Origin of the sequence: Vibrio sinaloensis, assembly GCF_023195835.1 — a bacterium.
Taxonomy (GTDB): domain Bacteria; phylum Pseudomonadota; class Gammaproteobacteria; order Enterobacterales; family Vibrionaceae; genus Vibrio; species Vibrio sinaloensis_C.
This window is the reverse complement of record NZ_CP096199.1, coordinates 2,695,497-2,719,406: the sequence shown is the minus strand read 5'-3', so window position 1 is coordinate 2,719,406 and position 23,910 is coordinate 2,695,497. Positions and strand designations below refer to the sequence as shown.

The 23,910-nt window shown below is 48.3% G+C and carries 30 protein-coding genes; 24 read left to right on the top strand and 6 right to left on the bottom strand.

From position 1 onward, the window contains the following. Positions 1 to 106: 106 nt before the first annotated feature. Positions 107 to 898: a DUF1338 domain-containing protein gene (locus MTO69_RS12420; protein ID WP_248329608.1), complete on the top strand. Its 792-nt coding sequence runs from the start codon at positions 107 to 109 to the stop codon at positions 896 to 898. Positions 899 to 1,138: 240 nt separating this feature from the next. On the opposite strand, the gene crp is transcribed toward MTO69_RS12420, so the two are convergent. The 6 genes from crp to MTO69_RS12390 all read right to left on the bottom strand — a co-directional run bounded on the left by crp (position 1,139) and on the right by MTO69_RS12390 (position 6,619). Next, on the bottom strand, positions 1,139 to 1,771 hold the full coding sequence (gene crp / locus MTO69_RS12415) for a cAMP-activated global transcriptional regulator CRP (protein WP_004410522.1): 633 nt from the start codon (positions 1,769 to 1,771) through the stop codon (positions 1,139 to 1,141). A 242-nt stretch (positions 1,772 to 2,013) separates the two neighbouring features. Then, on the bottom strand, positions 2,014 to 2,883 hold the full coding sequence (locus MTO69_RS12410; protein ID WP_248329606.1) for a phosphoribulokinase: 870 nt from the start codon (positions 2,881 to 2,883) through the stop codon (positions 2,014 to 2,016). A 91-nt stretch (positions 2,884 to 2,974) separates the two neighbouring features. Continuing rightward, positions 2,975 to 3,187: a YheU family protein gene (locus MTO69_RS12405; RefSeq protein ID WP_248329604.1), complete on the bottom strand. Its 213-nt coding sequence runs from the start codon at positions 3,185 to 3,187 to the stop codon at positions 2,975 to 2,977. Positions 3,188 to 3,228: 41 nt separating this feature from the next. Beyond that, positions 3,229 to 4,206 (bottom strand): hydrolase, encoded by a 978-nt coding sequence (locus MTO69_RS12400; protein ID WP_248329602.1) that lies wholly within the window; start codon positions 4,204 to 4,206, stop codon positions 3,229 to 3,231. Between the two features lie 14 nt (positions 4,207 to 4,220). Beyond that, positions 4,221 to 4,700: a TIGR02444 family protein gene (locus MTO69_RS12395; protein ID WP_248329600.1), complete on the bottom strand. Its 480-nt coding sequence runs from the start codon at positions 4,698 to 4,700 to the stop codon at positions 4,221 to 4,223. After that, positions 4,697 to 6,619, bottom strand: a complete 1,923-nt coding sequence (locus MTO69_RS12390) for an ABC transporter ATP-binding protein (RefSeq protein WP_248329598.1) — start codon at positions 6,617 to 6,619, stop codon at positions 4,697 to 4,699. The genes MTO69_RS12395 and MTO69_RS12390 overlap by 4 nt, the downstream gene beginning before the upstream one ends. 154 nt (positions 6,620 to 6,773) lie before the next feature. Between MTO69_RS12390 and kefG the strand changes: the two genes are divergently transcribed. From kefG to rplE, 23 genes are all read left to right on the top strand, one after another. Beyond that, entirely contained in the window at positions 6,774 to 7,364 is a 591-nt protein-coding gene (gene kefG, locus MTO69_RS12385) for a glutathione-regulated potassium-efflux system ancillary protein KefG (RefSeq protein WP_248329596.1), read from the top strand. Beyond that, a complete protein-coding gene (kefB, locus tag MTO69_RS12380) occupies positions 7,348 to 9,144 on the top strand; it encodes a glutathione-regulated potassium-efflux system protein KefB (RefSeq protein ID WP_248329594.1) in 1,797 nt (598 codons plus the stop codon). The genes kefG and kefB overlap by 17 nt, the downstream gene beginning before the upstream one ends. Positions 9,145 to 9,164: 20 nt before the next feature. Further along, on the top strand, positions 9,165 to 9,359 hold the full coding sequence (locus MTO69_RS12375; protein ID WP_248329592.1) for a YheV family putative zinc ribbon protein: 195 nt from the start codon (positions 9,165 to 9,167) through the stop codon (positions 9,357 to 9,359). Positions 9,360 to 9,452: 93 nt separating this feature from the next. Continuing rightward, positions 9,453 to 10,028, top strand: a complete 576-nt coding sequence (gene slyD / locus MTO69_RS12370) for a peptidylprolyl isomerase (protein WP_248329590.1) — start codon at positions 9,453 to 9,455, stop codon at positions 10,026 to 10,028. Between the two features lie 109 nt (positions 10,029 to 10,137). Beyond that, positions 10,138 to 11,079, top strand: coding sequence for an isoaspartyl peptidase/L-asparaginase family protein (locus tag MTO69_RS12365; RefSeq protein WP_248329588.1), 942 nt, complete (start codon positions 10,138 to 10,140; stop codon positions 11,077 to 11,079). A gap of 137 nt (positions 11,080 to 11,216) precedes the next feature. Further along, positions 11,217 to 12,533, top strand: coding sequence for an adenylosuccinate synthase (locus tag MTO69_RS12360; protein ID WP_248329586.1), 1,317 nt, complete (start codon positions 11,217 to 11,219; stop codon positions 12,531 to 12,533). 274 nt (positions 12,534 to 12,807) lie between these two features. Continuing rightward, a complete protein-coding gene (gene motX, locus MTO69_RS12355) occupies positions 12,808 to 13,446 on the top strand; it encodes a flagellar protein MotX (RefSeq protein ID WP_248329584.1) in 639 nt (212 codons plus the stop codon). Between the two features lie 198 nt (positions 13,447 to 13,644). Continuing rightward, positions 13,645 to 16,098 (top strand): ribonuclease R, encoded by a 2,454-nt coding sequence (gene rnr / locus MTO69_RS12350; protein WP_248329582.1) that lies wholly within the window; start codon positions 13,645 to 13,647, stop codon positions 16,096 to 16,098. Between the two features lie 23 nt (positions 16,099 to 16,121). Beyond that, positions 16,122 to 16,859: a 23S rRNA (guanosine(2251)-2'-O)-methyltransferase RlmB gene (rlmB, locus tag MTO69_RS12345; protein WP_248329580.1), complete on the top strand. Its 738-nt coding sequence runs from the start codon at positions 16,122 to 16,124 to the stop codon at positions 16,857 to 16,859. Between the two features lie 659 nt (positions 16,860 to 17,518). After that, the gene (gene rpsJ / locus MTO69_RS12340; RefSeq protein WP_004410492.1) at positions 17,519 to 17,830 is read left to right on the top strand and encodes a 30S ribosomal protein S10; all 312 of its coding nucleotides are present in this window, start codon (positions 17,519 to 17,521) and stop codon (positions 17,828 to 17,830) included. Positions 17,831 to 17,844: 14 nt separating this feature from the next. Beyond that, the gene (gene rplC, locus MTO69_RS12335) at positions 17,845 to 18,474 is read left to right on the top strand and encodes a 50S ribosomal protein L3 (protein WP_176286770.1); all 630 of its coding nucleotides are present in this window, start codon (positions 17,845 to 17,847) and stop codon (positions 18,472 to 18,474) included. Between the two features lie 17 nt (positions 18,475 to 18,491). Further along, positions 18,492 to 19,094 (top strand): 50S ribosomal protein L4, encoded by a 603-nt coding sequence (rplD, locus tag MTO69_RS12330; RefSeq protein ID WP_005379556.1) that lies wholly within the window; start codon positions 18,492 to 18,494, stop codon positions 19,092 to 19,094. After that, positions 19,091 to 19,393, top strand: coding sequence for a 50S ribosomal protein L23 (gene rplW / locus MTO69_RS12325; RefSeq protein WP_021704476.1), 303 nt, complete (start codon positions 19,091 to 19,093; stop codon positions 19,391 to 19,393). The genes rplD and rplW overlap by 4 nt, the downstream gene beginning before the upstream one ends. A gap of 16 nt (positions 19,394 to 19,409) precedes the next feature. After that, entirely contained in the window at positions 19,410 to 20,234 is an 825-nt protein-coding gene (rplB, locus tag MTO69_RS12320; RefSeq protein WP_138972779.1) for a 50S ribosomal protein L2, read from the top strand. Between the two features lie 21 nt (positions 20,235 to 20,255). Continuing rightward, positions 20,256 to 20,534 (top strand): 30S ribosomal protein S19, encoded by a 279-nt coding sequence (gene rpsS / locus MTO69_RS12315; RefSeq protein ID WP_004745876.1) that lies wholly within the window; start codon positions 20,256 to 20,258, stop codon positions 20,532 to 20,534. A 10-nt stretch (positions 20,535 to 20,544) separates the two neighbouring features. Then, positions 20,545 to 20,877, top strand: a complete 333-nt coding sequence (rplV, locus tag MTO69_RS12310; protein WP_004745877.1) for a 50S ribosomal protein L22 — start codon at positions 20,545 to 20,547, stop codon at positions 20,875 to 20,877. A gap of 19 nt (positions 20,878 to 20,896) precedes the next feature. After that, entirely contained in the window at positions 20,897 to 21,595 is a 699-nt protein-coding gene (gene rpsC / locus MTO69_RS12305) for a 30S ribosomal protein S3 (RefSeq protein ID WP_114787361.1), read from the top strand. Positions 21,596 to 21,606: 11 nt separating this feature from the next. After that, positions 21,607 to 22,017 (top strand): 50S ribosomal protein L16, encoded by a 411-nt coding sequence (gene rplP / locus MTO69_RS12300; RefSeq protein WP_004410459.1) that lies wholly within the window; start codon positions 21,607 to 21,609, stop codon positions 22,015 to 22,017. Then, positions 22,017 to 22,208 (top strand): 50S ribosomal protein L29, encoded by a 192-nt coding sequence (gene rpmC / locus MTO69_RS12295; protein ID WP_004410456.1) that lies wholly within the window; start codon positions 22,017 to 22,019, stop codon positions 22,206 to 22,208. The genes rplP and rpmC overlap by 1 nt, the downstream gene beginning before the upstream one ends. Beyond that, positions 22,208 to 22,462, top strand: a complete 255-nt coding sequence (gene rpsQ / locus MTO69_RS12290) for a 30S ribosomal protein S17 (protein ID WP_248329578.1) — start codon at positions 22,208 to 22,210, stop codon at positions 22,460 to 22,462. The genes rpmC and rpsQ overlap by 1 nt, the downstream gene beginning before the upstream one ends. A 166-nt stretch (positions 22,463 to 22,628) precedes the next feature. Beyond that, a complete protein-coding gene (gene rplN / locus MTO69_RS12285) occupies positions 22,629 to 23,000 on the top strand; it encodes a 50S ribosomal protein L14 (protein ID WP_004745883.1) in 372 nt (123 codons plus the stop codon). A gap of 13 nt (positions 23,001 to 23,013) precedes the next feature. Beyond that, complete coding sequence (rplX, locus tag MTO69_RS12280; RefSeq protein ID WP_004410445.1) at positions 23,014 to 23,331, top strand: 50S ribosomal protein L24; 318 nt, start codon at positions 23,014 to 23,016, stop codon at positions 23,329 to 23,331. Between the two features lie 23 nt (positions 23,332 to 23,354). Beyond that, positions 23,355 to 23,894 carry a 50S ribosomal protein L5 gene (gene rplE, locus MTO69_RS12275; RefSeq protein ID WP_004745887.1) on the top strand — a complete coding sequence of 180 codons (540 nt, stop codon included), beginning with the start codon at positions 23,355 to 23,357 and terminating at the stop codon, positions 23,892 to 23,894. The last annotated feature ends 16 nt before the right edge of the window (positions 23,895 to 23,910 follow it).

The following is a 23,910-nucleotide window of genomic DNA, read 5'->3' as shown; positions in this document are numbered from 1 at the left end:
ACGTCATCGGCTGAAGGCTATCGGATTGACTTTTCTGGACATGTCAGTCCGGTGGCCTCTTTTATAAAACCAATAACTAAGTAAACAACCCTAACAAGGAGGCGGTATGTCGCCAGATGTTTTATTCCAGTCGTTATGGAGTGACTATATTCAACGCTTGTGTCCCTCTGCTGAAAAAGTGCATCAACTGCTGCAAGAGGATGAAGCACTGATCAATGACCACATTGCCCTGCGCACATTTAATGTTGCGCCGCTTGGCATCGCAACCTTAGCTCAGCCTTTCCTTGATGCGGGTTACAAGCCATGTGGTGATTACGTGTTTGAAAGTAAGAAGTTGGTGGCTAAGCACTTTGAGCACCCAGATCCAAAACAGCCAAAAGTCTTCATCAGTGAACTGAAAGTGGATGAGTGCTCGAGTGAGCTACAAGCTATCGTTGCCAAGCTAGTTGAGCAAGTAGACGCCGATAAGCTAAAAGGTCATGAGTTCTTGTATGGCGGTCGTTTGTGGCAGTTGAGCTTTGATGATTACCAAACCCTAGCGAAAGAGAGTGAATACGCTGCCTGGTTAGCCGCCCATGGCTATGGAGCTAACCACTTTACCGTCAGTGTTAACCAACTTAACGCATTTGATGAAGTGAAAGGGGTCAATGACCACCTGCGTCAGGCGGGCTTTACCATCAATGAGTTTGGTGGCGAAGTGAAAGGCTCACCTGAGGTATTACTCGAGCAGTCTTCTACTATGGCTGACAAAGTTGCCGTTCAGTTTACTGAAGGCAGTGAAATCATCCCTGGTGGCTTCTATGAGTTCGCCAAGCGTTACCCAATGAGTAACGGTGAACTGTATCCAGGATTTGTCGCCGCTTCAGCGGATAAGATTTTTGAGAGTACTAACGGGTAGCGATTCTACTGTTGGTGAGCAGTCGTTGAAAATGTCATTCTGAACAGCGAGGCACGAGCGTGATTCAGAATCTATTGATTGGCTGCACAAAGTATAGATTCCAGATAGCTCGTTCCTCACTTCTGGAATGACATCCGCTCAAAAAACAAAAGCCACCCAACTTGCATTGGGTGGCTTAAAATCATATTTCGTCGTGTTTTTTACTCTAGGAACTAGGTACTAAACACTCGTCACTGACAGTTAACGCGTACCGTAAACCACGATAGTCTTACCGTGAGCAGAGATCAGGTTTTGCTCTTCAAGCATCTTCAAGATACGACCAACGGTTTCACGAGAACAGCCAACGATTTGACCGATTTCTTGACGGGTGATCTTGATTTGCATGCCGTCTGGGTGGGTCATTGCATCTGGTTGCTTCGCTAGGTTAAGTAGCGTTTGCGCGATACGGCCTGTCACGTCAAGGAAGGCAAGGTCGCCCACTTTTTGGCTGGTCACTTGTAGACGACTTGCCATTTGAGCTGATAGGCGCATTAGGATATCTGGGTTAACTTGGATCAGCTGACGGAACTTCTTGAATGAGATTTCCGCTACTTCACAAGGAGATTTTGCACGAACCCAAGCGGTACGTTCTTGATCTTCTTCGAATAGGCCAAGTTCACCGATAAAGTCGCCTTGGTTTAGGTAAGAAAGGATCATTTCCTTACCTTCTTCGTCTTTGATAAGAACCGCTACAGAACCTTTAACGATGTAGTACAAAGTTTCGGCTTTCTCGCCCGCGTGAATTAGCGTGCTTTTTGATGGGTACTTATGAATATGACAATGTGAAAGGAACCACTCTAATGTAGGGTCGGTTTGAGGTTTACCTAGAACCATAATATCTCACTTCCTCTGCAGGGTACGCTTGCTGCTTTCCATGTTGTCGCAAGCCTTAAATCAAGACTTACTAGGATAAGAGCACTTTATCAATGCTGCAAGCCAACTTGTGTTTCGGTATCAAATAGTATCCTTTTTCGAAAACGATTTCTTGATTTTAATCGGGTCCGACTAGGGTTTTACTAAGCAAAAATGTGCACATGATCACGGTATGAAAAGTAATCGTGTTTTGGCTGTGAGCCTTAACCAATTTTTCCAGTTTCAATCAATTGTTGCAGTAAAGGTCTAACAATTAATTCCATCGCGAAACTCATTTTTCCGCCCGGTACCACTAGGGTGTTGTGGCGTGACATAAACGAGCCGTCAATCATGGCCAGTAAATAGGGGTAGTCGACGTTCTTAATCCCGCGCAGGCGAATCACCACAAAGCTCTCGTCTAAGCTGGGGATGCCTTTGGCGTTAAGCGGGTTAGAAGTATCGACGGTCGGGACACGTTGAAAGTTAATATGCGTGCGCGAAAACTGCGGGGTAATGTAGTTGAGGTAATCGTCCATCGAGCGGACAATCGAGTCCATCACTGCCTCACGTGAGTGGCCGCGGTCTCGGGTATCTCGCACAAATTTTTGAATCCACTCTAGGTTGACGATAGGCACCATGCCAATCAGGAAGTCTACATGCTGCGCCACATTGACATCGCCATCGACTACACCGCCGTGCAAGCCCTCGTAAAACAACACATCCGAGTTTTCCGGCAAGTCTTGCCATGGGGTGAACGTTCCCGGCATTTGATTATATGGCACCGCTTCATCGAAGGTATGCAAGTAACGACGTACTTGTCCAACCCCTTCTTGGCCAAACTTACGAAAGAACTCGGCCAGTGCAGCAAAGTCGTTGGCTTGCGGGCCAAAATAGCTGATATGGCGGCCTTGCTCACGAGCCTTGCGAATCTCGACGTCCATCTCTGGGCGGGTGAAACGGTGGAAGCTGTCCCCTTCAACCCAAGCGGGTTTGATGTTCATCATATTGAACATCTTACGAAACGCTTCTGAAGTGGTGGTGGTACCGGCGCCAGATGAACCGGTCACCGCGATAATAGGGTGTTTTGCTGACATGACAAACCTTGTCTGTAAATAACTTTCCTGTTAACGCTGACCACTATAACACGCTTTTTCAGCGAGTCACTGTATGTCATGCGCTAAATGCTTAGAACTTGTTTTTCAGTTGAATGTCGACGCTTTCATGCAGTTCGGAGTAAACCACCACCGCTTCGCCTGATTGTAATTGTGCTTTAATTTGCTCAATTTTTTGGGGCAAGGAAACTTCAGTAGCGCCGTAGTCTGTGCCCTCTCGGAGCACAAACTCACGGATCAGGTTGTCTAGGGTGTCTGGGTCAATTTGTTGCCATGGAACGATCATAAATACCTCATTATTTTATGCTCGATAGTGCAGTGCGGCTATTATGCAGAAACGGCCAAACTTTCATAGTAGGCAGGGAGGGCTTCTTCCAACCAGAAACGAGGTTTGAGCGCCGTTCCGGTCACGAAGCCCACATGCCCGCCTTGTTCAAACAGTCGATAATCGATGTTGTCGGGCAAAATGTATTTGGGGATCACCGCATCGGTCATAAAGGGATCATCTTTAGCGTGGATGATCTGCGTCGGCAGTTGAATCTCTTGCAGGCGATGAATTCCCGAGCAGCGCTGGTAGTAGTCAGCGGCATCTTTAAAGCCATGCAGTGGCGCAGTGATAAGATCATCAAAGTCGTACAAACGAGTGACGCGCTTAATGTGCTGATAACTGACACCGAGCTCGCCCTTAAGTAGATGGTGTTTCTGCAACGCACTCTTTTTGAGCGAGGAGAGCAAGTAGGTTTTGTATAACTTGGAAAAGCCTTTCTCGATCCGCTCTGAGCATGCCGAAAGATCGAGTGGCGCTGAAACAATAGTGGCGGCGTCGAGTAATGGGTTATCTCGATACTGTGCGAGGTAGTTGGCCAACATATTGCCACCTAGCGAAATGCCAACGGCGACCTTTTTCTGGTTTGGGAAATGTTGATTCAGATGCTGGAGAAACAACCGCGCGTCTTCGACTTCGCCTGAGTGGTAAGCGCGAGCCAGCCGATTGGGTTTGCCGCTGCAGCCGCGAAAGTGCATCATCACCGACAGCCAACCTTGATTGGCAAAGGCGTGCATCAGCCCGTTAGCATAAGGACTGTAAAAGCAACCTTCAAGGCCATGGAACAGCACAAACAGCGGTTTTTGTTTGGCGCTTGGCTGGTCGTAGGGCTCACTCCAAGCGATGTCGAGAAAGTCACCATCCGGCGTATCTAAGGTTTGCCATACAGGATCAAACAAGGCTTTTTTACGGATTAAACGAGGGGCTAATGTCTGCAGGTGCGGATTGGCTAAGCCAGTCGCTGCGGTAAATTGAGTCATGGTGTGTCCCTTGTTTAGCGGCTTGCGATATCGTCGTACGGCTGGGAGAAAACGGCGTAGAGGGGTTCCCCTCCTAATTGGCGGCAGTAACGCAAAGTGAGCGGTTCGCCATGGTTGGGGGCTAAGGTTAGGCTGTTGATGCAATCGACCAGATCCGATTGCTGCTGCTTTTCGAGCTGCAATTCAAATTGGAGTGCTTCGCGATATAGGGTATCTGGTAGATGCAGCTTGAGTTTTCGCCTTAGCTCGCGATAGTTAAGTAGCAGCGCTTCACTGCGACCTAGACACTCCTCGACCTGATGCCAATCTTGGTCGGAAAAACAGACCTGCTGCTCATCTAGCCACTTGAGCAGTAGCAGCAGGTTCACGTTGCCTTTGAACTGGTTTTGCAGGGTTAGGCACGCCTCTTTAACCTCTCGCACACTGTAATATTGCAGGCTAAATTGCCATAAGTGCTCCAGGGTTAAAGATATTGGGGCGTGCTCTGAACTCATTGACTATTGAACTCCAGTTCCATCTGTTCAAGCTGTTCCTGAACAGCCATCCATTCCATTTCCACCTCTTCAAGCGCACTTTTACTGTCGGCTTGAGTGGCGAGTACTTCATTAAGTTTAGCTTTATTTTCGGCGTGATAAAGCGAGTTGTCTGAGAGCTGCAGCTCGGCTTGCTCTAGCGCGACACCTAATTTATCCATTTTATCTTCAAGTTTTGTCAGGTTTTTGCGAATTGGCGCGGTCTGCTTGCGAAACTCCGCTTCGCGGCGCTTTTGCTCTTTCTTCGCCGCGGCGCTATTGGTTGAGCTCTTTTCTGGCTGCTGCTCTTGCGCTTCACGTCGTTGCAGTTTCTGCTGGTCCGTGAGCCATTTGTAATAGTCGTTCAAGTCACCGTCGAATGGCGCGACCTGACGGTCATGCACTAGGTATAGATCATCGGTGGTTGCGCGCAGTAGGTAGCGATCGTGCGAGACGATCACCATCGCCCCTTCAAAGGTCTGCAAGGCGAGGGTGAGTGCTTGACGCATATCGAGATCAAGGTGGTTGGTGGGTTCATCGAGCAGCAATAGGTTGGGTTTTTGCCATACCAGCAGCGCCAAGACCAGACGCGCTTTTTCGCCACCGGAGAAAGGAGCGACTTTTTCAAGCGCTTTCTCCCCCTGGAAGCCAAAGCTACCTAGGTAGTTACGCAGTTCGAGTTCGTTTTTATCCGGGGCAATCTGCATCATGTGTTGCAGTGGCGTCTCTTCTGGGTGCAGCGTCTCTAACTGATGCTGAGCGAAGTAGCCGATTTTAACGCCCTGCGAATAGGTCAGGTCGCCGCTTTGAGCTTGAAGCTCGCGAGACAGCAGCTTGATCAGCGTCGATTTACCGGCGCCGTTGCGGCCGAGTAGTCCAATTCGACTGCCTGGAACGAGATTGAGGCGGATCTTTTCTAAGATCAGCGTGTCATCGTAACCGGCAGAGACATCGTCCATCATGATGATAGGGTTTGGTAGAGCGGCCGGTTGGCGAAACTCAAAACTGAATGGGTTATCAAACTGAGCTGGCAGCACTTTCTCCATTCGCTCTAGTGCTTTAATGCGGCTCTGAGCTTGGCGCGCTTTGGAAGCTTTGTAGCGGAAGCGATCAATATAGCTTTGCATATGCGCCATCTGCTTTTGCTGCTTCTGGTACATCGCTTGTTGCAGCAACAGTTTTTGCGCGCGTTGATCTTCAAACGATGAGTAGTTGCCGGTGTACTCGTTGAGCAATTGGTTTTCGACGTGAATAATGCGCCCGACGATAGGGTCAAGAAAATCTCGGTCGTGAGAGATCAGCACTAGGGTCCCAGGGTAGTTTTGCAGCCAGCGTTCAAGCCACATCACTGCGTCTAAGTCTAAGTGGTTGGTCGGTTCGTCGAGTAAGAGCAAATCGGATCGGCATAGCAGCGCTTGGGCTAAGTTAAGACGCATGCGCCAGCCACCAGAAAATTGGGTCAGACTCCAACTCATTTGCTGCTGGCTAAAGCCTAAACCATCGAGGAGCTCAGCGGCGCGGGCGCGGATACTATAACCGCCGATGGTTTCGATTTTTCCGTGGATCTCTGCCACTAAGGTACCGTTATCTTGCTGTTCGGCTTTGGCAAGGTCGGCTTCTAAGCGGCGGTACTCACGGTCGCCATCAATGACATATTCGATTGCGCTGCGTTCGAGTGCAGGTGTTTCCTGTGCCACCCAAGCCAGCTCCCAGTGAGCGGGTTTGGCAAAATGGCCAGCGTCGATGGAGAGCTCATCTTTAATCAAGGCGAACAGCGTCGATTTTCCGCAGCCGTTTTTTCCGACCAGACCGACTTTGTCACCTGGCTGAATGGTTGCCGACGCTTGTTCAAGCAGAGGTTTGCCGCCGCGCAGTAGCTGTATGCCAGAGAAGGTAATCATAATATTTGCTTTATCTTTGCTCGTAATGGGTCGAATAGTAGGGCAGTTGGCAGATGATGTCGATTATTGCGTTATTCTGGTGAACAACGTATAACAATCTGATAACCACGGTTATCATCTAACTCCCAGATAGTTAAGGATTGCAATCGAATTCATGGAGACCACAACCGCAGCCAAACCCAAAGTCTTGGTGCTTTATGCTCATCCCGAGTCGCGAGCATCGGTGGCCAACCAAATCATGATCAAGAAAATCGAGTCACTTGATCACGTCACAGTACACGACATCTACGCCCATTATCCTGATTTCTTTATCGATGTGGTGGCCGAGCAAAAGTTGCTCGATGCCCACGATGTGATTGTCTTTCATCACCCACTTTATATGTACTCTTGCCCAGCTTTACTCAAGGAATGGCTCGACCGCGTGCTCGGCAAAGGGTTTGCTTTTGGTAAAGGTGAAGCATTGAAAGGCAAGTACTGGCGCAGTGTGATTACCACGGGGGGCAAGGAAGAGGCGTTTGGCAAATCAGGTTATAACCGCTATCCGCTGGCCGAGATTTTACAGCCGTTTGAGTTGACCGCGGCGTTGTGTCAAATGCATTGGATCGAGCCCTTGGTACTGTATTGGGCGCGTAATGTTTCAGAAGCGGATCGTTACCAGCATGCCGAAGCTTATCGTCACTGGTTAATGGACCCTCTCGCGGAGTTTGTAGCGCAACAAGGAGCTGCCAATGGCATTGGAAAGTGATTTTCTCCACAGCAGTGTCATCTTCCTCACCGCGGCCGTCGTGGCCGTACCGATTGCACAGCGCTTGGGACTGGGCTCAGTGCTGGGGTATTTGTTGGCCGGGGTGGCGATTGGTCCTTGGGGCTTGGGTCTAATTAGTGATGTCGAAGCGATTCTGCATTTCGCTGAGTTTGGCGTGGTGCTGTTACTGTTTCTGATTGGCCTGGAGTTGAACCCGAAGAAACTGCTACAGATGAAGGGCCCCATTTTAGGTTTGGGTGGGGCGCAGGTGGTCATTACCACTTTAGTGCTTGCGAGTATTGCACACTTGGTTGGCACTTCATGGCAAACCAGCTTAGTGATTGGCATGGGATTAGCGCTCTCCTCGACCGCGATCGCATTGCGTGTAATTGATGAGCAGGGGTTAGCTGGCAGTGAAACGGGCCAATCAGGCTTCGCTGTGCTGCTGTTTCAAGATATTGCGGTCATCCCTATGTTGGCCTTGTTGCCCGTGCTCGCGGGCAATACCGCGGGTGATTGGCTCGACGCGTTATGGATGTTAGCTGGCGTGGCGGGTTTATTGGTCGGTGGTCATTATTTGTTGCGGCCGCTGTTTCGCTATGTGGTGTTAAGCGGAGTTCGTGAACTCTTTACTGTTGCCGCGCTGCTGTTGGTGATAGGCATTGCTTTAGTGATGAAGCAGATTGGGTTGTCGATGGCCCTGGGCACGTTTCTCGCTGGGGTGATTCTGGCAGAGAGTGAATATCGCCACGAGTTGGAAATTGCTATCGAACCGTTCAAAGGTTTGCTGCTGGGGCTGTTTTTCATTGCCGTGGGTATGGCGGTGAATCTAGGGCTGCTGGCGCTGGAACCGTTGGCGGTGCTCTCTGCTGTGGTCGCTCTGGTGGTAGTGAAAGGCTTTATCCTCTATTTGTTGGCTCGCCTCGCGGGCAGTCAAGCCAAGTCTCGCAGTAAAATGGCCGCGATCTTAAGCCAAGGTGGCGAGTTCGCCTTTGTGATTTTCACCGCAGCAAGTAGCGAAGGGCTGCTCAATCAACAGCAAACCTCTTTTCTGTTGGTGGTGGTCAGTCTGTCGATGGTGACGACGCCACTATTATTGATGGCGCAGAGTAAATGGTATGCACGGCGTTTGAACAGTGAGACGCAAGAACAGCTGAAGAGCGATGTGATCAACAAGCAGCCACGTGTCATTATCGCCGGTTTCGGTCGTTTTGGTCAGATTATCGGTCGTTTGATGTACGCCAATAAAATCAAAGTGACGGTACTTGAGAGCGATGCCAGCCAAATCAAGCTGCTGCGCAAATATGGTTATAAGGTGTTCTACGGTGACGCCACCCAACTCGACTTACTGCGCGCCGCGGGTGCCGATAAAGCTGAAGCGATGATTATCTGTACCGACTCGCCAGACGAGATCATGCAAATCATCGAGTTATGCCAGACTCACTTCCCTAATCTCAAATTGCTGGCGCGTGCGCGCAGTCGGGTAGAGGCTTATCAACTGCTGAGTCATGGTGTCGACAGTTACTCTCGTGAGACCTTCCTAGGTGCACTCGACCTTGGGCGCCAGGCTTTGGTCAAACTGGGCATGCACCCATACCAAGCTAAACGCGCCGAAGCGCATTTTAGGAAACTGGATAATGCAATGCTGAAGGAGTTACTTCCTCAGCATAACGATGATAAACAATTGGCCTTAAGAGCCAAAGAAGCCCGTAAAGAACTGGAAGAGATCTTTGGTCGTGAACTAGAAAGCGATCAACAAGCCAAGAACTTCTGGGAATAAACCAATAACTGAGTAGTGACATGAAAAAAAGATTTATTGCTGGCGCTGCCTGCCCAAAGTGCGGTGTGCAAGATACCTTACGCTGGTGGATTGAGAACAATATCGAGTTGGTTGAGTGCGTTGAGTGCGGTCACCAAGATCAGCGCAAACCACAAACTGTCGAAAAAAGTGAACACAGCAGCCAAGAGATGATTGGGATTTTTAAACCCGATTGATTGTGTTTCTATAAATCATCCCCATAATAGGCGGAGTCGTAAATTTGCAGACCAGAGTGACACTCCGGTCTTTTTATCCTCCTTGGAGTTAATATGAAAATCGAAAAGAACGTAGTTGTCAGCCTGGCCTACCAAGTGAAACTCGAAGATGGTGTCGTTGTTGATCAATCTACAGCGGATGCGCCACTAGATTATCTGCATGGCAACAACAACCTAATCACGGGTCTAGAGACAGCGCTTGAAGGTAAAGAAGCTGGTGCTAAGTTCTCGGTCACTGTTTCGCCAGAAGAAGCGTACGGTGAACACAACGACGCGCTAGTACAGCGTGTTCCTGCTGACGTATTCCAAGGTGTTGACCAAATTGAAGTGGGCATGCGTTTCCTTGCCGACACTGACCAAGGTCCAATCCCAGTTGAAGTGACGGAAGTGGATGGTGACGAAGTGGTGGTTGATGGTAACCACATGCTGGCTGGTCAAACCCTAACGTTTGACGTAGAAGTGGTTGCGCTGCGTGAAGCGACGGCAGAAGAGATCGAACATGGCCATGTTCACCAAGCGGGTGGCTGCGGTCACGACCATGACCATGAAGGTGGCTGTTGCGGTGGCGAAGGTCACGGTGAAGAGAAAAAAGACGGCTGCTGCGGTGGCGGTAGCTGCGGTTCTCACTAAGCCGTTAGCTGATAGCTAAATTATACAAGGCGCTTCCTGCTGTACGGGAAGCGCCTTTTTTGTTAATTGTTCTATACCAACAAGGTCGTTAGAGATACGGAGACCAATCATGAGCCAACCATTCTCAATCGCTATTCACGGCGGAGCGGGAACCATACTACGTGAGCAAATGAGCGACGAGTTAAAAGCGTCCATCCTCGCCGACCTTGAAGCGTCGGTTCGTGCTGGGCATCGCATTCTTGCTCAATCCGGTGATGCGCTAGATGCGGTCGTTGCAGCGGTTAAAGTGTTGGAAGACTCACCGAACTTTAACGCCGGTAAAGGCTCTGTGCTGACTCACCAAGAGATGGTTGAAATGGATGCATCGGTAATGGATGGAAAAGATCTCAATGCAGGGGCGATTGCTGGCGTTCGTCATATCAAAAACCCGATTGAACTGGCTCGAGATGTGATGAACAAAAGTGAACACGTCTTACTGATAGGTGAAGGGGCGGAGGCGTTTGCCTTTGCTAATGGCTATCCATTTACCGAACAAGATTACTTCTTTACCGAGCGCCGCTATCAGCAACTGCAATCGATGAAAGAGAAAGGCTTGTTTGCGCTCTCAGAATCGAAATATCCGGATGATAAAAAGTACGGCACGGTTGGCGCGGTCGCTCTGGATCAGCACGGCAACCTCGCCGCGGCAACCAGCACAGGTGGCGTGACTAACAAAAAGTATGGTCGTGTGGGAGACTCTTCGATTATTGGAGCGGGGACGTTCGCCGAAAATGGCAATGTAGCGGTCTCAACAACGGGGATGGGCGAGTATTTTATTCGCAAAACCGTAGCGGGAGATGTGGCCGCCCGGATGCGTTATTTACATCAAGATGTGCATACTGCCAGCGAAGCCGTCATCCAAGGTGAACTGAAGCAGATGGGAGGCGAGGGCGGCTTGATTGCCATCGATGCGAAAGGGGATTTTCATTTCGCCATGAACAGCTCAGGTATGTACCGCGCCGCTATCGATATTGATGGCCAACTTAGCGTAAAAATCTACGCAGACGAATAATTGTAGAAAAAATGAGCGTGTTATTATGCTAGGTCAATGATTTAGCATTGAGTAGTGTGACCGTGCTTAAAAAATGACTGCACTGAGTGTGATTCAGTGCTAGAATCCATTTTTAACTAGCAATCAGAACTGGAAAGATGGGAAATAACGTAGTCGTTCTAGGCACCCAATGGGGTGACGAAGGTAAAGGTAAAATTGTTGACCTTTTAACTGAAGATGCAAAGTACGTGGTTCGCTACCAAGGCGGTCACAACGCTGGTCACACTCTAGTCATTGACGGTGAAAAAACCGTTCTTCACTTAATTCCATCAGGTATCCTGCGCGATAACATCAAATGCATTATCGGCAACGGCGTAGTCCTTTCACCTGAAGCTCTAATCAAAGAAATGAAGCCTCTTGAAGAGCGCGGTATCCCAGTACGTGAGCGTCTTTTCATTTCTGAAGCTTGTCCTCTCATTCTTCCTTACCATATCGCTATGGACCAAGCGCGTGAAATCGCTCGTGGTAACAAAGCGATTGGTACGACCGGTCGTGGTATCGGTCCTGCGTACGAAGACAAAGTGGCTCGTCGCGGTCTACGCGTCGGCGACCTGTTCGATATGGACACGTTCGCAGAGAAACTAAAAGAAGTGATGGAGTTCCATAACTTCCAACTAGTGAACTTCTATAAAGCGGAGCCAGTGAGCTACGACGAAGTGCTAGAACAAGCGAAAGGCTATGCTGACCTGCTTACTTCAATGGTTATCGATGTGACTGATGAGCTTGACGCTGCGCGTAAGCGTGGTGACAAGATCATGTTCGAAGGCGCGCAAGGTACGTTGCTTGATATCGACCATGGTACTTACCCATATGTAACCTCATCGAACACCACGGCTGGTGGTGTTGCTGCGGGTTCGGGTTTTGGTCCTCGCCACATCGGTTACATCCTAGGTATCGCTAAAGCATACTGTACGCGTGTAGGCTCTGGTCCTTTCCCAACCGAACTGTATGACGGTCAAGACAAGCAAGATCCTGTGGGTAAACACCTAGGTACAGTTGGCCATGAGTTTGGTGCAACAACCGGTCGTTTGCGTCGTACAGGTTGGTTTGATGCCGTGGCAATGCGCCGTGCGATTCAAATCAACTCAATTTCAGGCTTCTGTTTAACTAAGCTTGACGTGCTTGATGGTCTAGAAGAGCTAAAAATCTGTACTGGTTACAAGATGAAAGATGGTTCAATTCTAGAAGTTTCTCCAATGGCTGCAGAAGCGTTTGAAGAAGCGACGCCAATCTACGAAACCATGCCAGGTTGGTCTGAAAACACCTTTGGTGCTAAGTCATTAGACGCGCTACCAAAAGCGGCGCTAGATTACATCAAGCGTATCGAAGAGCTAACTGGTGTACCAGTAGATATCATCTCAACTGGCCCAGATCGCAACGAAACCATCATCAAGATTCATCCTTTCGATGCTTAATGATTGATCGTTAAAGATATTCTGAAAACCAGCGCTCAGGCGCTGGTTTTTTTATGTTCATTTTCCTTGAAATCTCATGTTGTTATGGCAACAATTTGCCATGTGGCGGCAATTTTGATTAAAGAGTTAGCGATGATTGCCGATACTAGTATCAAGCTTGCCGCGTTTGTGGCAAATCAGGATACGACTCAGTACCTTCAGAAATAGTGGCTGGTTGCCGTCATTATTGCTATAGATATCGAGCGTTCTTTGGTCGAAGTTAAGAGTGCAAAACATGAAGCTAAGACAATTAGCTGCTTCGATGGTGCTGGCATTAAGTGCCTCAGTGGTGCAGGCAAACACCCTGTCTGAGATTGGTGAACCTGTACCCATATATACCGAAGCCGAACTAATTAAACTGATTAACAACAATCAACACCTTGAGCAAGTTAAAGCTGATAACTGTCAGTTGGTCGAAGATATTGTTGCCCGTGCAACGCGTATCAGCCTACCAGCTTACGAGTTTTTGTATGGCGACATGCTCGCCTGGGGCGTATGTGTGGACCAAGATGTAGAGCTAGGGCTCTATTACATGGAAAACGCAGCTCATCAAGGTTTGCCTGCCGCGTTGGAGCAAATTGGTCGTTACTATTCACGCGGCACCTTAGTGCAGCAAGATAAAGAGCGTGCGATCCCGTATCTGCGTGAGGCGGCGGCTATGGGCAACCTCAATGCGCGTATTCATCTGGCTGAGTTACTGCTGAGAGATTATGGTAGCCCGCTCGACTATGAAGATGCTTATCGCTGGTTGTACAACTCGGTGACAGCGGATCAACGAATGCATAAACGGATCAGTATTTTGCGCCAAGGTCTTGAACGGCGAATGCCACAAAACATTATCGCGCGAGCGAAAAAACGCGACACATTCTGGTAGAGCGTCATCCGATTGCACTCCGGTGACCATAACCTAGCAACACAATGCCTAGCTTTCGCTGGGCATTGTTGTTTTTGAACAAACCAGTGTACTGATGAAAAGGCAGTGAAATTTCAAGAATTTGTTTCGACTTACCTGTAGCTTAATCAGTGAGTCAGATATACTAGATTTAAATTCCTTCCTTTATTAGGCGTGCCTATGTCAGACAATATCCATAATGACCCATTTGCAGCTCGTGAATCGGAAAATTATGACAATCCGATCCCGAGCCGAGAATTTATTCTAGAGTTTCTCAGTCAGGCAGGCGTTCCCATGAACCGCAATGACCTGTTCGAAGCGCTCAAGCTTGAGGGAGAAGATCAGTACGAAGGTTTACGTCGTCGTCTGAGAGCGATGGAGCGAGACGGCCAACTGGTGTTTACTCGTCGTCAATGTTACGCATTGCCAGAAAAGCTCGAGATGATCAAAGGCTACGTGATTGGCCATAAAGACGGTCATGGTTGGGTACGCCCGGATGGAAGTGTCGGCAAGGATAACGATATCGTCCTGCCACATCATCAGATGAAAAACATCATCCATGGTGATTATGTCTTGGTGCAACCGACAGACAATTCAAAACGCGGCCGTAAGGAAGGGCGTCTGGTTCGCGTTCTCGAGGAGCGTCAAAGCCAAATCGTTGGTCGTTTCTTTATGGAATACGGCTACTCCTATGTTGTACCGGATGACTCGCGCATTCATCAAGATATCTTGATCCCGAACGAGCTTCGTGCCGGCGCTCGTATGGGTAACGTGGTGGTGATTGAGATCACCGACCGTGGTTCACGCTCTCGCGGCATGATGGGTAAAGTGATTGAAGTCCTTGGTGAGAATATGGCGCCGGGCATGGAGACACAAATTGCGATTCGCACTCATCAGATCCCACATGATTGGCCTGTTGAGGTTGAGAAGCAGATAGAAAGCCTGGGCGAAGAAGTGCCAGAAGAAGCCAAAGTGGGTCGAGTTGACCTGCGCGAGCTGCCATTAGTCACTATTGATGGTGAAGACGCTCGAGACTTCGATGATGCGGTTTACTGTGAAGCGAAAAAAGGCGGCGGCTGGCGCTTATGGGTGGCGATTGCAGATGTAAGCTATTATGTTCGACCAGACACCGCGTTAGATAAAGAAGCTATTAACCGTGGTAACTCGGTTTACTTCCCATCGCAAGTTGTACCTATGTTACCAGAGGTGCTTTCCAACGGACTATGTTCACTCAATCCACAAGTTGACCGCCTATGTATGGTGTGTGAAATGACCATCTCGGAAACGGGTAAGCTCTCAGGCTATAAACACTATGAAGCGGTGATGAACTCTCATGCGCGTCTGACTTATAACAAAGTCCACGATATTCTCGAAGGCGATGAGGAGTTGCGTAGCCGCTACGAGCCGCTTGTTCCTCATCTCGAAGAGTTGCACAAAATGTACAAGGTGCTGAAACAAGCGCGTGATCATCGTGGCGCGATTGAATTTGAAACGGTCGAGACTAAGTTTATTTTCAACGCGGAACGCAAGATCGACAGCATTGAACCTGTGATTCGCAACGACGCTCATAAGTTGATTGAAGAGTGCATGATTCTAGCGAATATTGCGTCAGCGTCTTTGGTCGAAAAAGCCAAAGAGCCGGCTCTGTATCGTATTCATGAATCTCCAGGCGAACTGCGCTTGCAAGGCTTTCGAGATTTTCTCGGAGAGCTTGGTCTGCACCTGAATGGTGGTTTGGAGCCATCACCTACCGATTATGCCGACTTAGTACGACAAATTGGCGAGCGTGCTGACAAAGAGCTGATTCAAACCATGTTGTTGCGCTCAATGAAGCAAGCGGTATACAACGCAGACAACTGCGGTCACTTTGGATTGGCGCTTAAACGCTACGCGCACTTTACTTCTCCGATTCGACGTTATCCCGATTTGCTGCTTCATCGCGCGATCAAGTACCTCATCGCCAAAGAAAACGGCACCGTTAGAGACCGCTGGACGCCGACAGGGGGCTATCACTACTCGTTCGATGATATGGACTTCTATGGCGAGCAGTGTTCCATGACTGAGCGCCGCGCCGATGATGCGACGCGAGAAGTATCTGATTGGCTCAAATGTGAATACATGCAAGACCATGTTGGTGAAGAGCTGGAAGGCGTCATTGCCAACGTGACTGGATTTGGCTTCTTTGTTCGGTTGAGCGAGCTGCACATTGATGGCTTAGTGCATATATCCGCACTCGCCAATGACTACTATCAATTTGATCCGATTGGTCAAAGACTTATCGGCGAAAGTTTTGGTGCGATTTACCGCTTGGGTGACTCGGTCAAGGTGAAGGTCCTTTCGGTTAACTTGGATGATCGTCAAATTGACTTTGAATTAGTCGAAACAAGTCGTAAGCTACGCGGCGAAGGAAAGACGGCCAAGAAGCGAGCAGCAGAGGCTAAGCGCAAAGCGAAAGAGAAAAAACGCGCAGCCACTAAAGGCGGGCGTAAAGCCAGTCCTGATGTTGAGCCAACTAAGCGACCGGATCGTGATGAAGGTAAAGCAGGCAAGAAGCCAAAAGTCACCAAGGCGCGTAAGAAGAAGCCGGGTGCTAAGCCGAAGAAAACCAAGCGCACCAAGAAAGATGCGCAGTAAAGAGTTAACCAACAGGTTTTTAAATGAGTAATGAATTTATCTACGGTATTCACGCCGTGAAAGCCGTCCTTGAGCGCGAACCTGAACGCTTCATTGAAGCGTTCGTCCTAAAAGGTCGTCAAGATGACCGTCTAATGCCGATTTTAAACGAGCTGCAAATGTGCGGTGTGTCTATCCAGCAGATGACGCGCAAAACACTCGATGACAAAGCTCGTGGTGCCAATCACCAAGGTATCATGGCTCGCGTTAAACTCGCCAAACAGCTGAACGAAAATGATCTCGATGACATTTTGGCCAAGCATGACTCGCCACTATTGTTGGTACTCGATGGTGTCACCGACCCTCATAACTTAGGTGCTTGCCTACGCAATGCCGATGCGGCGGGTGTGGCTGCGGTTATCGTACCAAAAGACAAGTCGGCCAACATTACAGCCACCGTAAGTAAGGTTGCTTGCGGTGCGGCTGAAACGGTACCGCTCGTTCGCGTCACCAACCTTGCCCGCACCATGCGTGCACTGCAAGAGCAAGGTATTTGGTTTGTTGGAACGGCGGGTGAAGCGACTCACGATATCTATCAAGCAAAATTAACCGGCCCATTGGCGATCGTGATGGGCGCAGAAGGCGACGGCATGCGCCGCCTAACGCGTGAAACCTGTGATGACCTAATCAAGATCCCTATGGCAGGTTCGGTTTCAAGCCTCAACGTATCGGTAGCCTCAGGCGTGTGCCTGTTTGAAGCAGTACGCCAAAGGCTCGCATAGCGAGCGGCTAGAACGCTTCGCTTCGAGAGCGGGCTTCGCCCTACGAGATTTTAGAACGGACTTCGTCCTTCGAGAGGAACTTGTGGTAAGCGAGTCGAAAGTTGCAGGTAGTGTAGGCTAGTTTTTTGGTCTAATTGTATGAATCTAAAAAAGGGTTGACCCCCACTGTCAACCCTTCAAATTTTTCTCGCATCTCGCATCTCGCATCTCGCATCTCGCATCTCGCATCTCGCATCTCGCATCTCGCATCTCGCATCTCGCATCTCGCATCTCGCATCTCGCATCTCGCATCTCGCATCTCTTTCTCCGTTTATTTTTCAAACAACCCTTGCATGTAAAACTGTGATCTGTATAATGCAGCGCACTGGTTAAGCCAGTTGTGAACCAATGAGCAGCGAGGAGCTGACTTATCTCTTTGATTTGTCGGGTAATGTAAACTCAGCTTATGTTCGCGGTTAATACAATTAGCTATCTTTTCTTCGGAAAAACTATCCTCAGAGGTGACTCTGTCATATAGGGATAGTTAATCGAAAATTAACTGACAATGCGTCCTAATCTTGGATGCTACGGTTTCACATAAATCAATCGGCATTCTCTCGTCTTAACGAGTTTGAGTGGCGATATTGTTTGTGTAATTTTTAATATTGGAGCTCTGTCTCATGCAGAACCAACGTATCCGTATCCGCCTAAAAGCTTTCGATTACAAACTAATCGACGCTTCTACCGCGGAAATCGTTGAAACAGCTAAGCGCACTGGCGCACAGGTTCGTGGTCCAATCCCACTACCTACTCGTAAAGAGCGTTTCACAGTTCTTATCTCTCCACACGTTAACAAGAAAGCACGTGACCAGTACGAAATCCGTACTCACAAGCGTCTAATCGACATCGTTGAGCCAACAGACAAAACTGTTGATGCTCTAATGCGTCTAGACCTTGCTGCGGGCGTTGACGTTCAAATTAGCCTAGGTTAAGGGAGATTAGAAGAATGATTGGTCTAATCGGTCGTAAAGTGGGCATGACCCGCGTATTTACTGAAGAAGGCGTTTCTATCCCAGTAACTGTTGTTGAGGTTGAAGCTAACCGTGTATCTCAAGTGAAAACTCTTGATACAGACGGCTACGCAGCAATCCAGGTAACGACTGGTGCTAAGAAAGCTAACCGTGTAACTAAGCCAGAAGCAGGTCACTTTGCGAAAGCAGGTGTTGAAGCTGGTCGCGGTCTTTGGGAATTCCGTTTGGAAAACGGTGAAGAGTTTGAAGTTGGTGCTGAGCTAACAGTTGAACTATTCAACGAAACTAAGAAAGTAGACGTTACTGGTACTTCTAAAGGTAAAGGTTTCCAAGGCGCTGTTAAGCGTTGGAACTTCCGCACTCAAGATGCTACTCACGGTAACTCATTGTCTCACCGTGCTCCTGGTTCTATCGGTCAATGTCAGACTCCAGGTCGCGTATTTAAAGGCAAGAAAATGGCAGGTCACATGGGTGCTGAGCGTGTAACGACTCAAAACCTAGAGATCGTACGTGTTGACGCTGAGCGCAACCTGCTTCTTATCAAAGGTGCAGTCCCAGGCGCAACTGGCGGCAACGTGATCGTTAAACCAGCTGTTAAAGCATAACGTCTCAGGAGTAAGTAATGGAACTAATGGTTAAAGGTGCTGATGCACTAACTGTTTCCGAAACTACTTTCGGACGTGAGTTTAACGAAGCTCTTGTACACCAAGTAGTTGTTGCATACGCAGCAGGTGCTCGTCAAGGTACACGTGCTCAGAAAACACGTTCTGAAGTATCTGGCGGTGGCGCGAAGCCATGGCGTCAAAAAGGTACTGGTCGCGCACGCGCTGGTACAATTCGTAGCCCAATCTGGCGTACAGGTGGTGTTACTTTTGCTGCGAAACCACAAGATCACAGCCAAAAAGTAAACAAAAAAATGTACCGTGGTGCTATGAAGAGCATTCTTTCTGAGCTTGTTCGTCAAGAGCGTCTAATCGTTGTTGATAACTTCTCAGTAGAAGCACCAAAAACTAAAGAGCTAGTAGCTAAGCTTAAAGAGCTTGAGCTAACTGACGCTCTGATCGTGACTAGCGAAGTAGATGAGAATCTATTCCTAGCTGCTCGTAACCTATACAAAGTTGACGCACGTGACGTTGCTGGTATCGACCCAGTTTCACTAATCGCGTTCGACAAAGTTGTAATGACTGCTGAAGCAGTTAAACAAGTTGAGGAGATGCTAGCATGATTTCAGAAGAGCGTATCCTAAAAGTTCTACGTGCACCGCACATCTCTGAAAAAGCAACTATGGCAGCTGAGAAAGCGAACACTATCGTTTTCAAAGTAGCTAAAGATGCTACTAAAAAAGAGATCAAAGCAGCTGTAGAAAAGCTATTTGAAGTTGAAGTTAAGTCTGTAAATACTCTTATCACTAAGGGTAAGACCAAACGTCAAGGTCTACGCCAAGGTCGCCGCAGCGACGTTAAGAAAGCGTACGTTACTTTGAAAGAAGGTCAAGATCTTGACTTCGTTGGCGGCGCGGAATAACAGGAGTAGTTGAGAAATGGCTATTGTTAAATGTAAGCCGACTTCCCCTGGTCGTCGTCACGTTGTTAAAGTTGTTAACGCTGACCTACACAAGGGCAAGCCATACGCACCTCTTCTAGAGAAAAACTCTAAGAACGGTGGTCGTAACAACAACGGTCGTATCACAGTACGTCACATCGGCGGTGGTCACAAGCACCACTACCGTGTAATTGACTTCAAACGTACTAAAGACGGTATCCCAGCGAAAGTTGAGCGTCTAGAATACGATCCAAACCGTAGCGCTAACATCGCTCTAGTTCTGTACGCAGACGGTGAGCGTCGTTACATCCTAGCACCTAAAGGTGTTCAAGCTGGTGATGCTATCCAGTCTGGTGTTGATGCACCAATCAAAGCTGGTAACACGCTTCCAATGCGTAACATCCCAGTAGGTTCAACTGTACACAACGTTGAACTTAAGCCTGGTAAAGGTGGTCAGCTAGCTCGTTCGGCTGGTGCATATGCTCAAATCGTTGCTCGCGACGGTGCATACGTAACTATCCGTCTACGTTCTGGTGAAATGCGCAAAGTACTTTCTGAAGGCCGTGCAACAATCGGTGAAGTTGGTAACTCTGAGCACATGCTACGTGAACTTGGTAAAGCTGGTGCTAACCGCTGGCGCGGTGTTCGTCCTACCGTTCGCGGTGTGGTAATGAACCCAGTAGACCACCCACACGGTGGTGGTGAAGGTCGTACTTCTGGTGGCCGTCACCCAGTTTCACCATGGGGTCAGCCAACTAAAGGCTTCAAGACTCGTAAGAACAAACGCACTGACAAGTACATCGTACGTCGTCGTAACAAGTAATCTATATAAAGAGGAATCGCCATGCCACGTTCTCTCAAGAAAGGTCCATTTATTGACCTACACTTGCTGAAGAAGGTAGAGAAAGCGGTGGAAAGCGGAGACAAGAAGCCTATTAAGACTTGGTCCCGTCGTTCAATGATCATCCCTACGATGATCGGTTTGACCATCGCTGTCCATAATGGTCGTCAGCACGTACCAGTATTTGTAACCGAAGAAATGATCGGTCACAAACTGGGTGAATTCGCACCAACACGTACTTACCGCGGCCATGTCGTGGATAAGAAAGCTAAGAAGCGTTAAGGAGTAGATGATGGAAGCACTAGCTAAACATAACTTTGCTCGCATTTCGCCTCAGAAAGCTCGCTTAGTTGCGGACCAAATTCGTGGTAAATCTGTAGACCAAGCTCTAGAAATCTTGACGTTCAGCAACAAAAAAGCTGCTGACCTAATCAAGAAAGTTCTTGAGTCAGCTATCGCTAACGCGGAGCACAATGAAGGCGCAGATATTGACGATCTAAATGTCGCAAAAATCTTCGTAGATGAAGGCCCAATCATGAAGCGTATTATGCCTCGTGCTAAAGGTCGTGCGGATCGTATCTTGAAGCGTTCAAGCCACATCACTGTTGTTGTAGCAGATCGCTAAGAGACTAGGAGAGTAAGCAATGGGTCAAAAAGTACATCCTAATGGTATTCGTTTAGGCATCGTTAAGCCTTGGAATGCTACATGGTTTGCTAACACCAAAGAATTCGCTGACAACCTAGACGGCGACTTCAAGGTACGTCAGTTCCTTACAAGTGAACTGAAAAAAGCATCACTTTCACGCATCGTTATCGAGCGTCCTGCTAAGAGCATCCGTGTGACTATTCACACTGCTCGTCCAGGCGTAGTAATCGGTAAGAAAGGTGAAGACGTAGAAAAACTACGCGCAGCTGTAGCTAAAATCGCAGGTGTACCAGCGCAAATTAACATCGCTGAAGTACGTAAGCCTGAGCTAGATGCACAGCTAGTTGGTGATAGCATCGCGTCTCAGCTAGAGCGTCGTGTTATGTTCCGTCGTGCTATGAAGCGCGCGGTACAAAACGCTATGCGTCTAGGTGCTAAAGGTATCAAAGTAGAAGTAAGTGGTCGTCTAGGCGGCGCTGAAATCGCACGTTCAGAGTGGTACCGTGAAGGCCGTGTGCCTCTACACACTCTACGTGCTGACATTGATTACGCAACTTCTTCGGCTCACACTCAATACGGTGTGATCGGCATTAAAGTTTGGATCTTCAAAGGTGAGATTCTAGGCGGTATGCCAGCAGCTAACGCTGTAGAGCCTAAAGGCGACAAGCCTAAGAAGCAGCGCAAAGGCCGTAAGTAAGGAGTCGACAGATGCTACAACCTAAACGTACTAAGTTCCGTAAGGTTCAGACAGGTCGTAACCGTGGTCTAGCTAAAGGTACTGATGTAAGCTTCGGCGAATTCGGTCTTAAAGCAACTGGCCGTGGTCGTCTAACTGCTCGTCAAATCGAAGCGGCACGTCGTGCAATGACACGTCACGTTAAGCGTCAAGGTAAAATCTGGATCCGTGTGTTCCCAGACAAACCTATCACAGAAAAACCACTTGAAGTTCGTCAAGGTAAGGGTAAAGGTAACGTTGAGTACTGGGTAGCCCAAATCCAACCTGGTAAGGTGATGTACGAAATGGGTGGTGTACCTGAAGAATTGGCTCGTGAAGCGTTCCGTCTAGCGGCGCGTAAACTGCCATTCAAGACTACATTTGTAACTAAGCAGGTGATGTGATGAAAGCACAAGATCTACGCGAGAAAAGCGTTGAAGAGCTTAACGCTGAGCTATTGAATTTGCTACGCGAACAGTTCAACTTGCGCATGCAAGCTGCAACTGGTCAGCTACAGCAAACTCATACTCTGAAAGCTGTACGCCGTGATATCGCACGTGTGAAAACTGTTTTGACTGAGAAGGCAGGCGCATAATGAGCGAAGTAAAACGTACTCAACAAGGTCGTGTAATCAGCGACAAGATGGACAAGTCTATCACTGTTGCTATCGAACGTTTCGTAAAACACCCAATTTACGGTAAGTTCGTAAAACGCACGACAAAAGTACACGCACATGACGAGAACAACGAATGTGGCCTAGGCGACAGCGTTGAAATCGCAGAGTGTCGTCCAATGTCTAAGACTAAGTCTTGGACTTTGGTAAAAGTTCTAGAAAAAGCGAAAGGCTAATCCCTTAGCTAATTCTATGAAATAAAACGGCTCCAAAATTATTTTGGGGCCGTTTATTTTTTGACTACCCAATCACAAAAAAGGGTGGTACAATTCGCGTCCCTTTTAAAGAGGCAGCCCGACCCGAGAGGGTCTAGTTTTTTTTATATTTAGCGGAGCACTAACAATGATCCAAATGCAAAGTACACTTGACGCAGCTGATAACTCAGGCGCGCGCAAGGTAATGTGTATTAAGGTCCTGGGTGGCTCACACCGCCGTTATGCACATATCGGTGACGTCATCAAAGTTACTGTTAAGGAAGCAATTCCTCGCGGTAAAGTTAAGAAAGGTGACGTTCTGAAGGCGGTTGTTGTGCGCACTCGCAAAGGCGTTCGTCGTCCAGACGGTTCTGTCATTCGCTTCGACCGTAATGCTTGTGTATTGCTTAACGACAATACTGAGCAACCTATCGGTACACGTATCTTTGGCCCTGTGACGCGTGAACTTCGTGGCGATAAGTTCATGAAGATCGTTTCACTGGCTCCAGAAGTTCTGTAAGGAGCACGTAGAAATGGCAGCTAAAATCCGTCGTAATGACGAAGTAATCGTTCTTGCTGGTAAAGACAAAGGCAAGAAAGGTAAAGTAACTAAGGTTCTAGCAACTGGTAAAGTTATCGTTGAAGGTATCAACCTAGTTAAGAAGCATCAGAAACCTGTTCCAGCTATGGGTATCCAAGGTGGTATCGTAGAGCAAGAAGCAGCAATCGACGTTTCTAACGTGGCGATTTTCAACGCAGCTACTGGTAAAGCTGACCGTATCGGTTTCCGTTTCGAAGATGGTAAGAAAGTACGTTTCTTTAAATCTAACAACGAAATCGTTTCTAACTAATAGAAGTAATTTGGAGTTCTACTATGGCGAAACTGCATGATTACTACAAGTCGTCTGTAGTCGCTGAACTGACCAAACAGTTTAGCTACACAAGCGTCATGCAAGTCCCTAGAATCGAGAAAATCACCCTAAACATGGGTGTTGGTGAAGCAATCAACGATAAGAAACTGCTAGAAAACGCAGCAGCTGATATGGCAACGATCTCTGGTCAAAAGCCACTAATCACTAAAGCGCGTAAATCTGTTGCTGGTTTCAAAATCCGCGAAGGCTACCCTATCGGTTGTAAAGTAACCTTGCGTGGCGAACGTATGTGGGATTTTCTTGAGCGTTTAATTAACATCGCTCTTCCACGTGTACGTGACTTCCGTGGCGTTAGCGCTAAGTCTTTTGACGGACGCGGTAACTACAGCATGGGCGTTCGCGAGCAAATCATCTTCCCGGAAATCGACTTTGATAAAGTTGATCGAGTACGCGGTCTAGACATCACTATTACGACGTCTGCTGGTACTGATGAGGAAGGCCGAGCTCTGCTGGCTGCCTTTAACTTCCCATTCCGTAAGTAAGGTGAAGGGTTACTGT

Excerpts from the sequence above, each read along its gene's own strand:
- MTO69_RS12420 (WP_248329608.1), top strand. The coding sequence starts at position 107 with ATGTCGCCAGATGTTTTATTCCAGTCGTTATGGAGTGACTATATTCAA.
- crp (WP_004410522.1), bottom strand. The coding sequence starts at position 1,771 with ATGGTTCTAGGTAAACCTCAAACCGACCCTACATTAGAGTGGTTCCTT.
- MTO69_RS12410 (WP_248329606.1), bottom strand. The coding sequence starts at position 2,883 with ATGTCAGCAAAACACCCTATTATCGCGGTGACCGGTTCATCTGGCGCC.
- MTO69_RS12405 (WP_248329604.1), bottom strand. The coding sequence starts at position 3,187 with ATGATCGTTCCATGGCAACAAATTGACCCAGACACCCTAGACAACCTG.
- MTO69_RS12400 (WP_248329602.1), bottom strand. The coding sequence starts at position 4,206 with ATGACTCAATTTACCGCAGCGACTGGCTTAGCCAATCCGCACCTGCAG.
- MTO69_RS12395 (WP_248329600.1), bottom strand. The coding sequence starts at position 4,700 with ATGAGTTCAGAGCACGCCCCAATATCTTTAACCCTGGAGCACTTATGG.
- MTO69_RS12390 (WP_248329598.1), bottom strand. The coding sequence starts at position 6,619 with ATGATTACCTTCTCTGGCATACAGCTACTGCGCGGCGGCAAACCTCTG.
- kefG (WP_248329596.1), top strand. The coding sequence starts at position 6,774 with ATGGAGACCACAACCGCAGCCAAACCCAAAGTCTTGGTGCTTTATGCT.
- kefB (WP_248329594.1), top strand. The coding sequence starts at position 7,348 with ATGGCATTGGAAAGTGATTTTCTCCACAGCAGTGTCATCTTCCTCACC.
- MTO69_RS12375 (WP_248329592.1), top strand. The coding sequence starts at position 9,165 with ATGAAAAAAAGATTTATTGCTGGCGCTGCCTGCCCAAAGTGCGGTGTG.
- slyD (WP_248329590.1), top strand. The coding sequence starts at position 9,453 with ATGAAAATCGAAAAGAACGTAGTTGTCAGCCTGGCCTACCAAGTGAAA.
- MTO69_RS12365 (WP_248329588.1), top strand. The coding sequence starts at position 10,138 with ATGAGCCAACCATTCTCAATCGCTATTCACGGCGGAGCGGGAACCATA.
- MTO69_RS12360 (WP_248329586.1), top strand. The coding sequence starts at position 11,217 with ATGGGAAATAACGTAGTCGTTCTAGGCACCCAATGGGGTGACGAAGGT.
- motX (WP_248329584.1), top strand. The coding sequence starts at position 12,808 with ATGAAGCTAAGACAATTAGCTGCTTCGATGGTGCTGGCATTAAGTGCC.
- rnr (WP_248329582.1), top strand. The coding sequence starts at position 13,645 with ATGTCAGACAATATCCATAATGACCCATTTGCAGCTCGTGAATCGGAA.
- rlmB (WP_248329580.1), top strand. The coding sequence starts at position 16,122 with ATGAGTAATGAATTTATCTACGGTATTCACGCCGTGAAAGCCGTCCTT.
- rpsJ (WP_004410492.1), top strand. The coding sequence starts at position 17,519 with ATGCAGAACCAACGTATCCGTATCCGCCTAAAAGCTTTCGATTACAAA.
- rplC (WP_176286770.1), top strand. The coding sequence starts at position 17,845 with ATGATTGGTCTAATCGGTCGTAAAGTGGGCATGACCCGCGTATTTACT.
- rplD (WP_005379556.1), top strand. The coding sequence starts at position 18,492 with ATGGAACTAATGGTTAAAGGTGCTGATGCACTAACTGTTTCCGAAACT.
- rplW (WP_021704476.1), top strand. The coding sequence starts at position 19,091 with ATGATTTCAGAAGAGCGTATCCTAAAAGTTCTACGTGCACCGCACATC.
- rplB (WP_138972779.1), top strand. The coding sequence starts at position 19,410 with ATGGCTATTGTTAAATGTAAGCCGACTTCCCCTGGTCGTCGTCACGTT.
- rpsS (WP_004745876.1), top strand. The coding sequence starts at position 20,256 with ATGCCACGTTCTCTCAAGAAAGGTCCATTTATTGACCTACACTTGCTG.
- rplV (WP_004745877.1), top strand. The coding sequence starts at position 20,545 with ATGGAAGCACTAGCTAAACATAACTTTGCTCGCATTTCGCCTCAGAAA.
- rpsC (WP_114787361.1), top strand. The coding sequence starts at position 20,897 with ATGGGTCAAAAAGTACATCCTAATGGTATTCGTTTAGGCATCGTTAAG.
- rplP (WP_004410459.1), top strand. The coding sequence starts at position 21,607 with ATGCTACAACCTAAACGTACTAAGTTCCGTAAGGTTCAGACAGGTCGT.
- rpmC (WP_004410456.1), top strand. The coding sequence starts at position 22,017 with ATGAAAGCACAAGATCTACGCGAGAAAAGCGTTGAAGAGCTTAACGCT.
- rpsQ (WP_248329578.1), top strand. The coding sequence starts at position 22,208 with ATGAGCGAAGTAAAACGTACTCAACAAGGTCGTGTAATCAGCGACAAG.
- rplN (WP_004745883.1), top strand. The coding sequence starts at position 22,629 with ATGATCCAAATGCAAAGTACACTTGACGCAGCTGATAACTCAGGCGCG.
- rplX (WP_004410445.1), top strand. The coding sequence starts at position 23,014 with ATGGCAGCTAAAATCCGTCGTAATGACGAAGTAATCGTTCTTGCTGGT.
- rplE (WP_004745887.1), top strand. The coding sequence starts at position 23,355 with ATGGCGAAACTGCATGATTACTACAAGTCGTCTGTAGTCGCTGAACTG.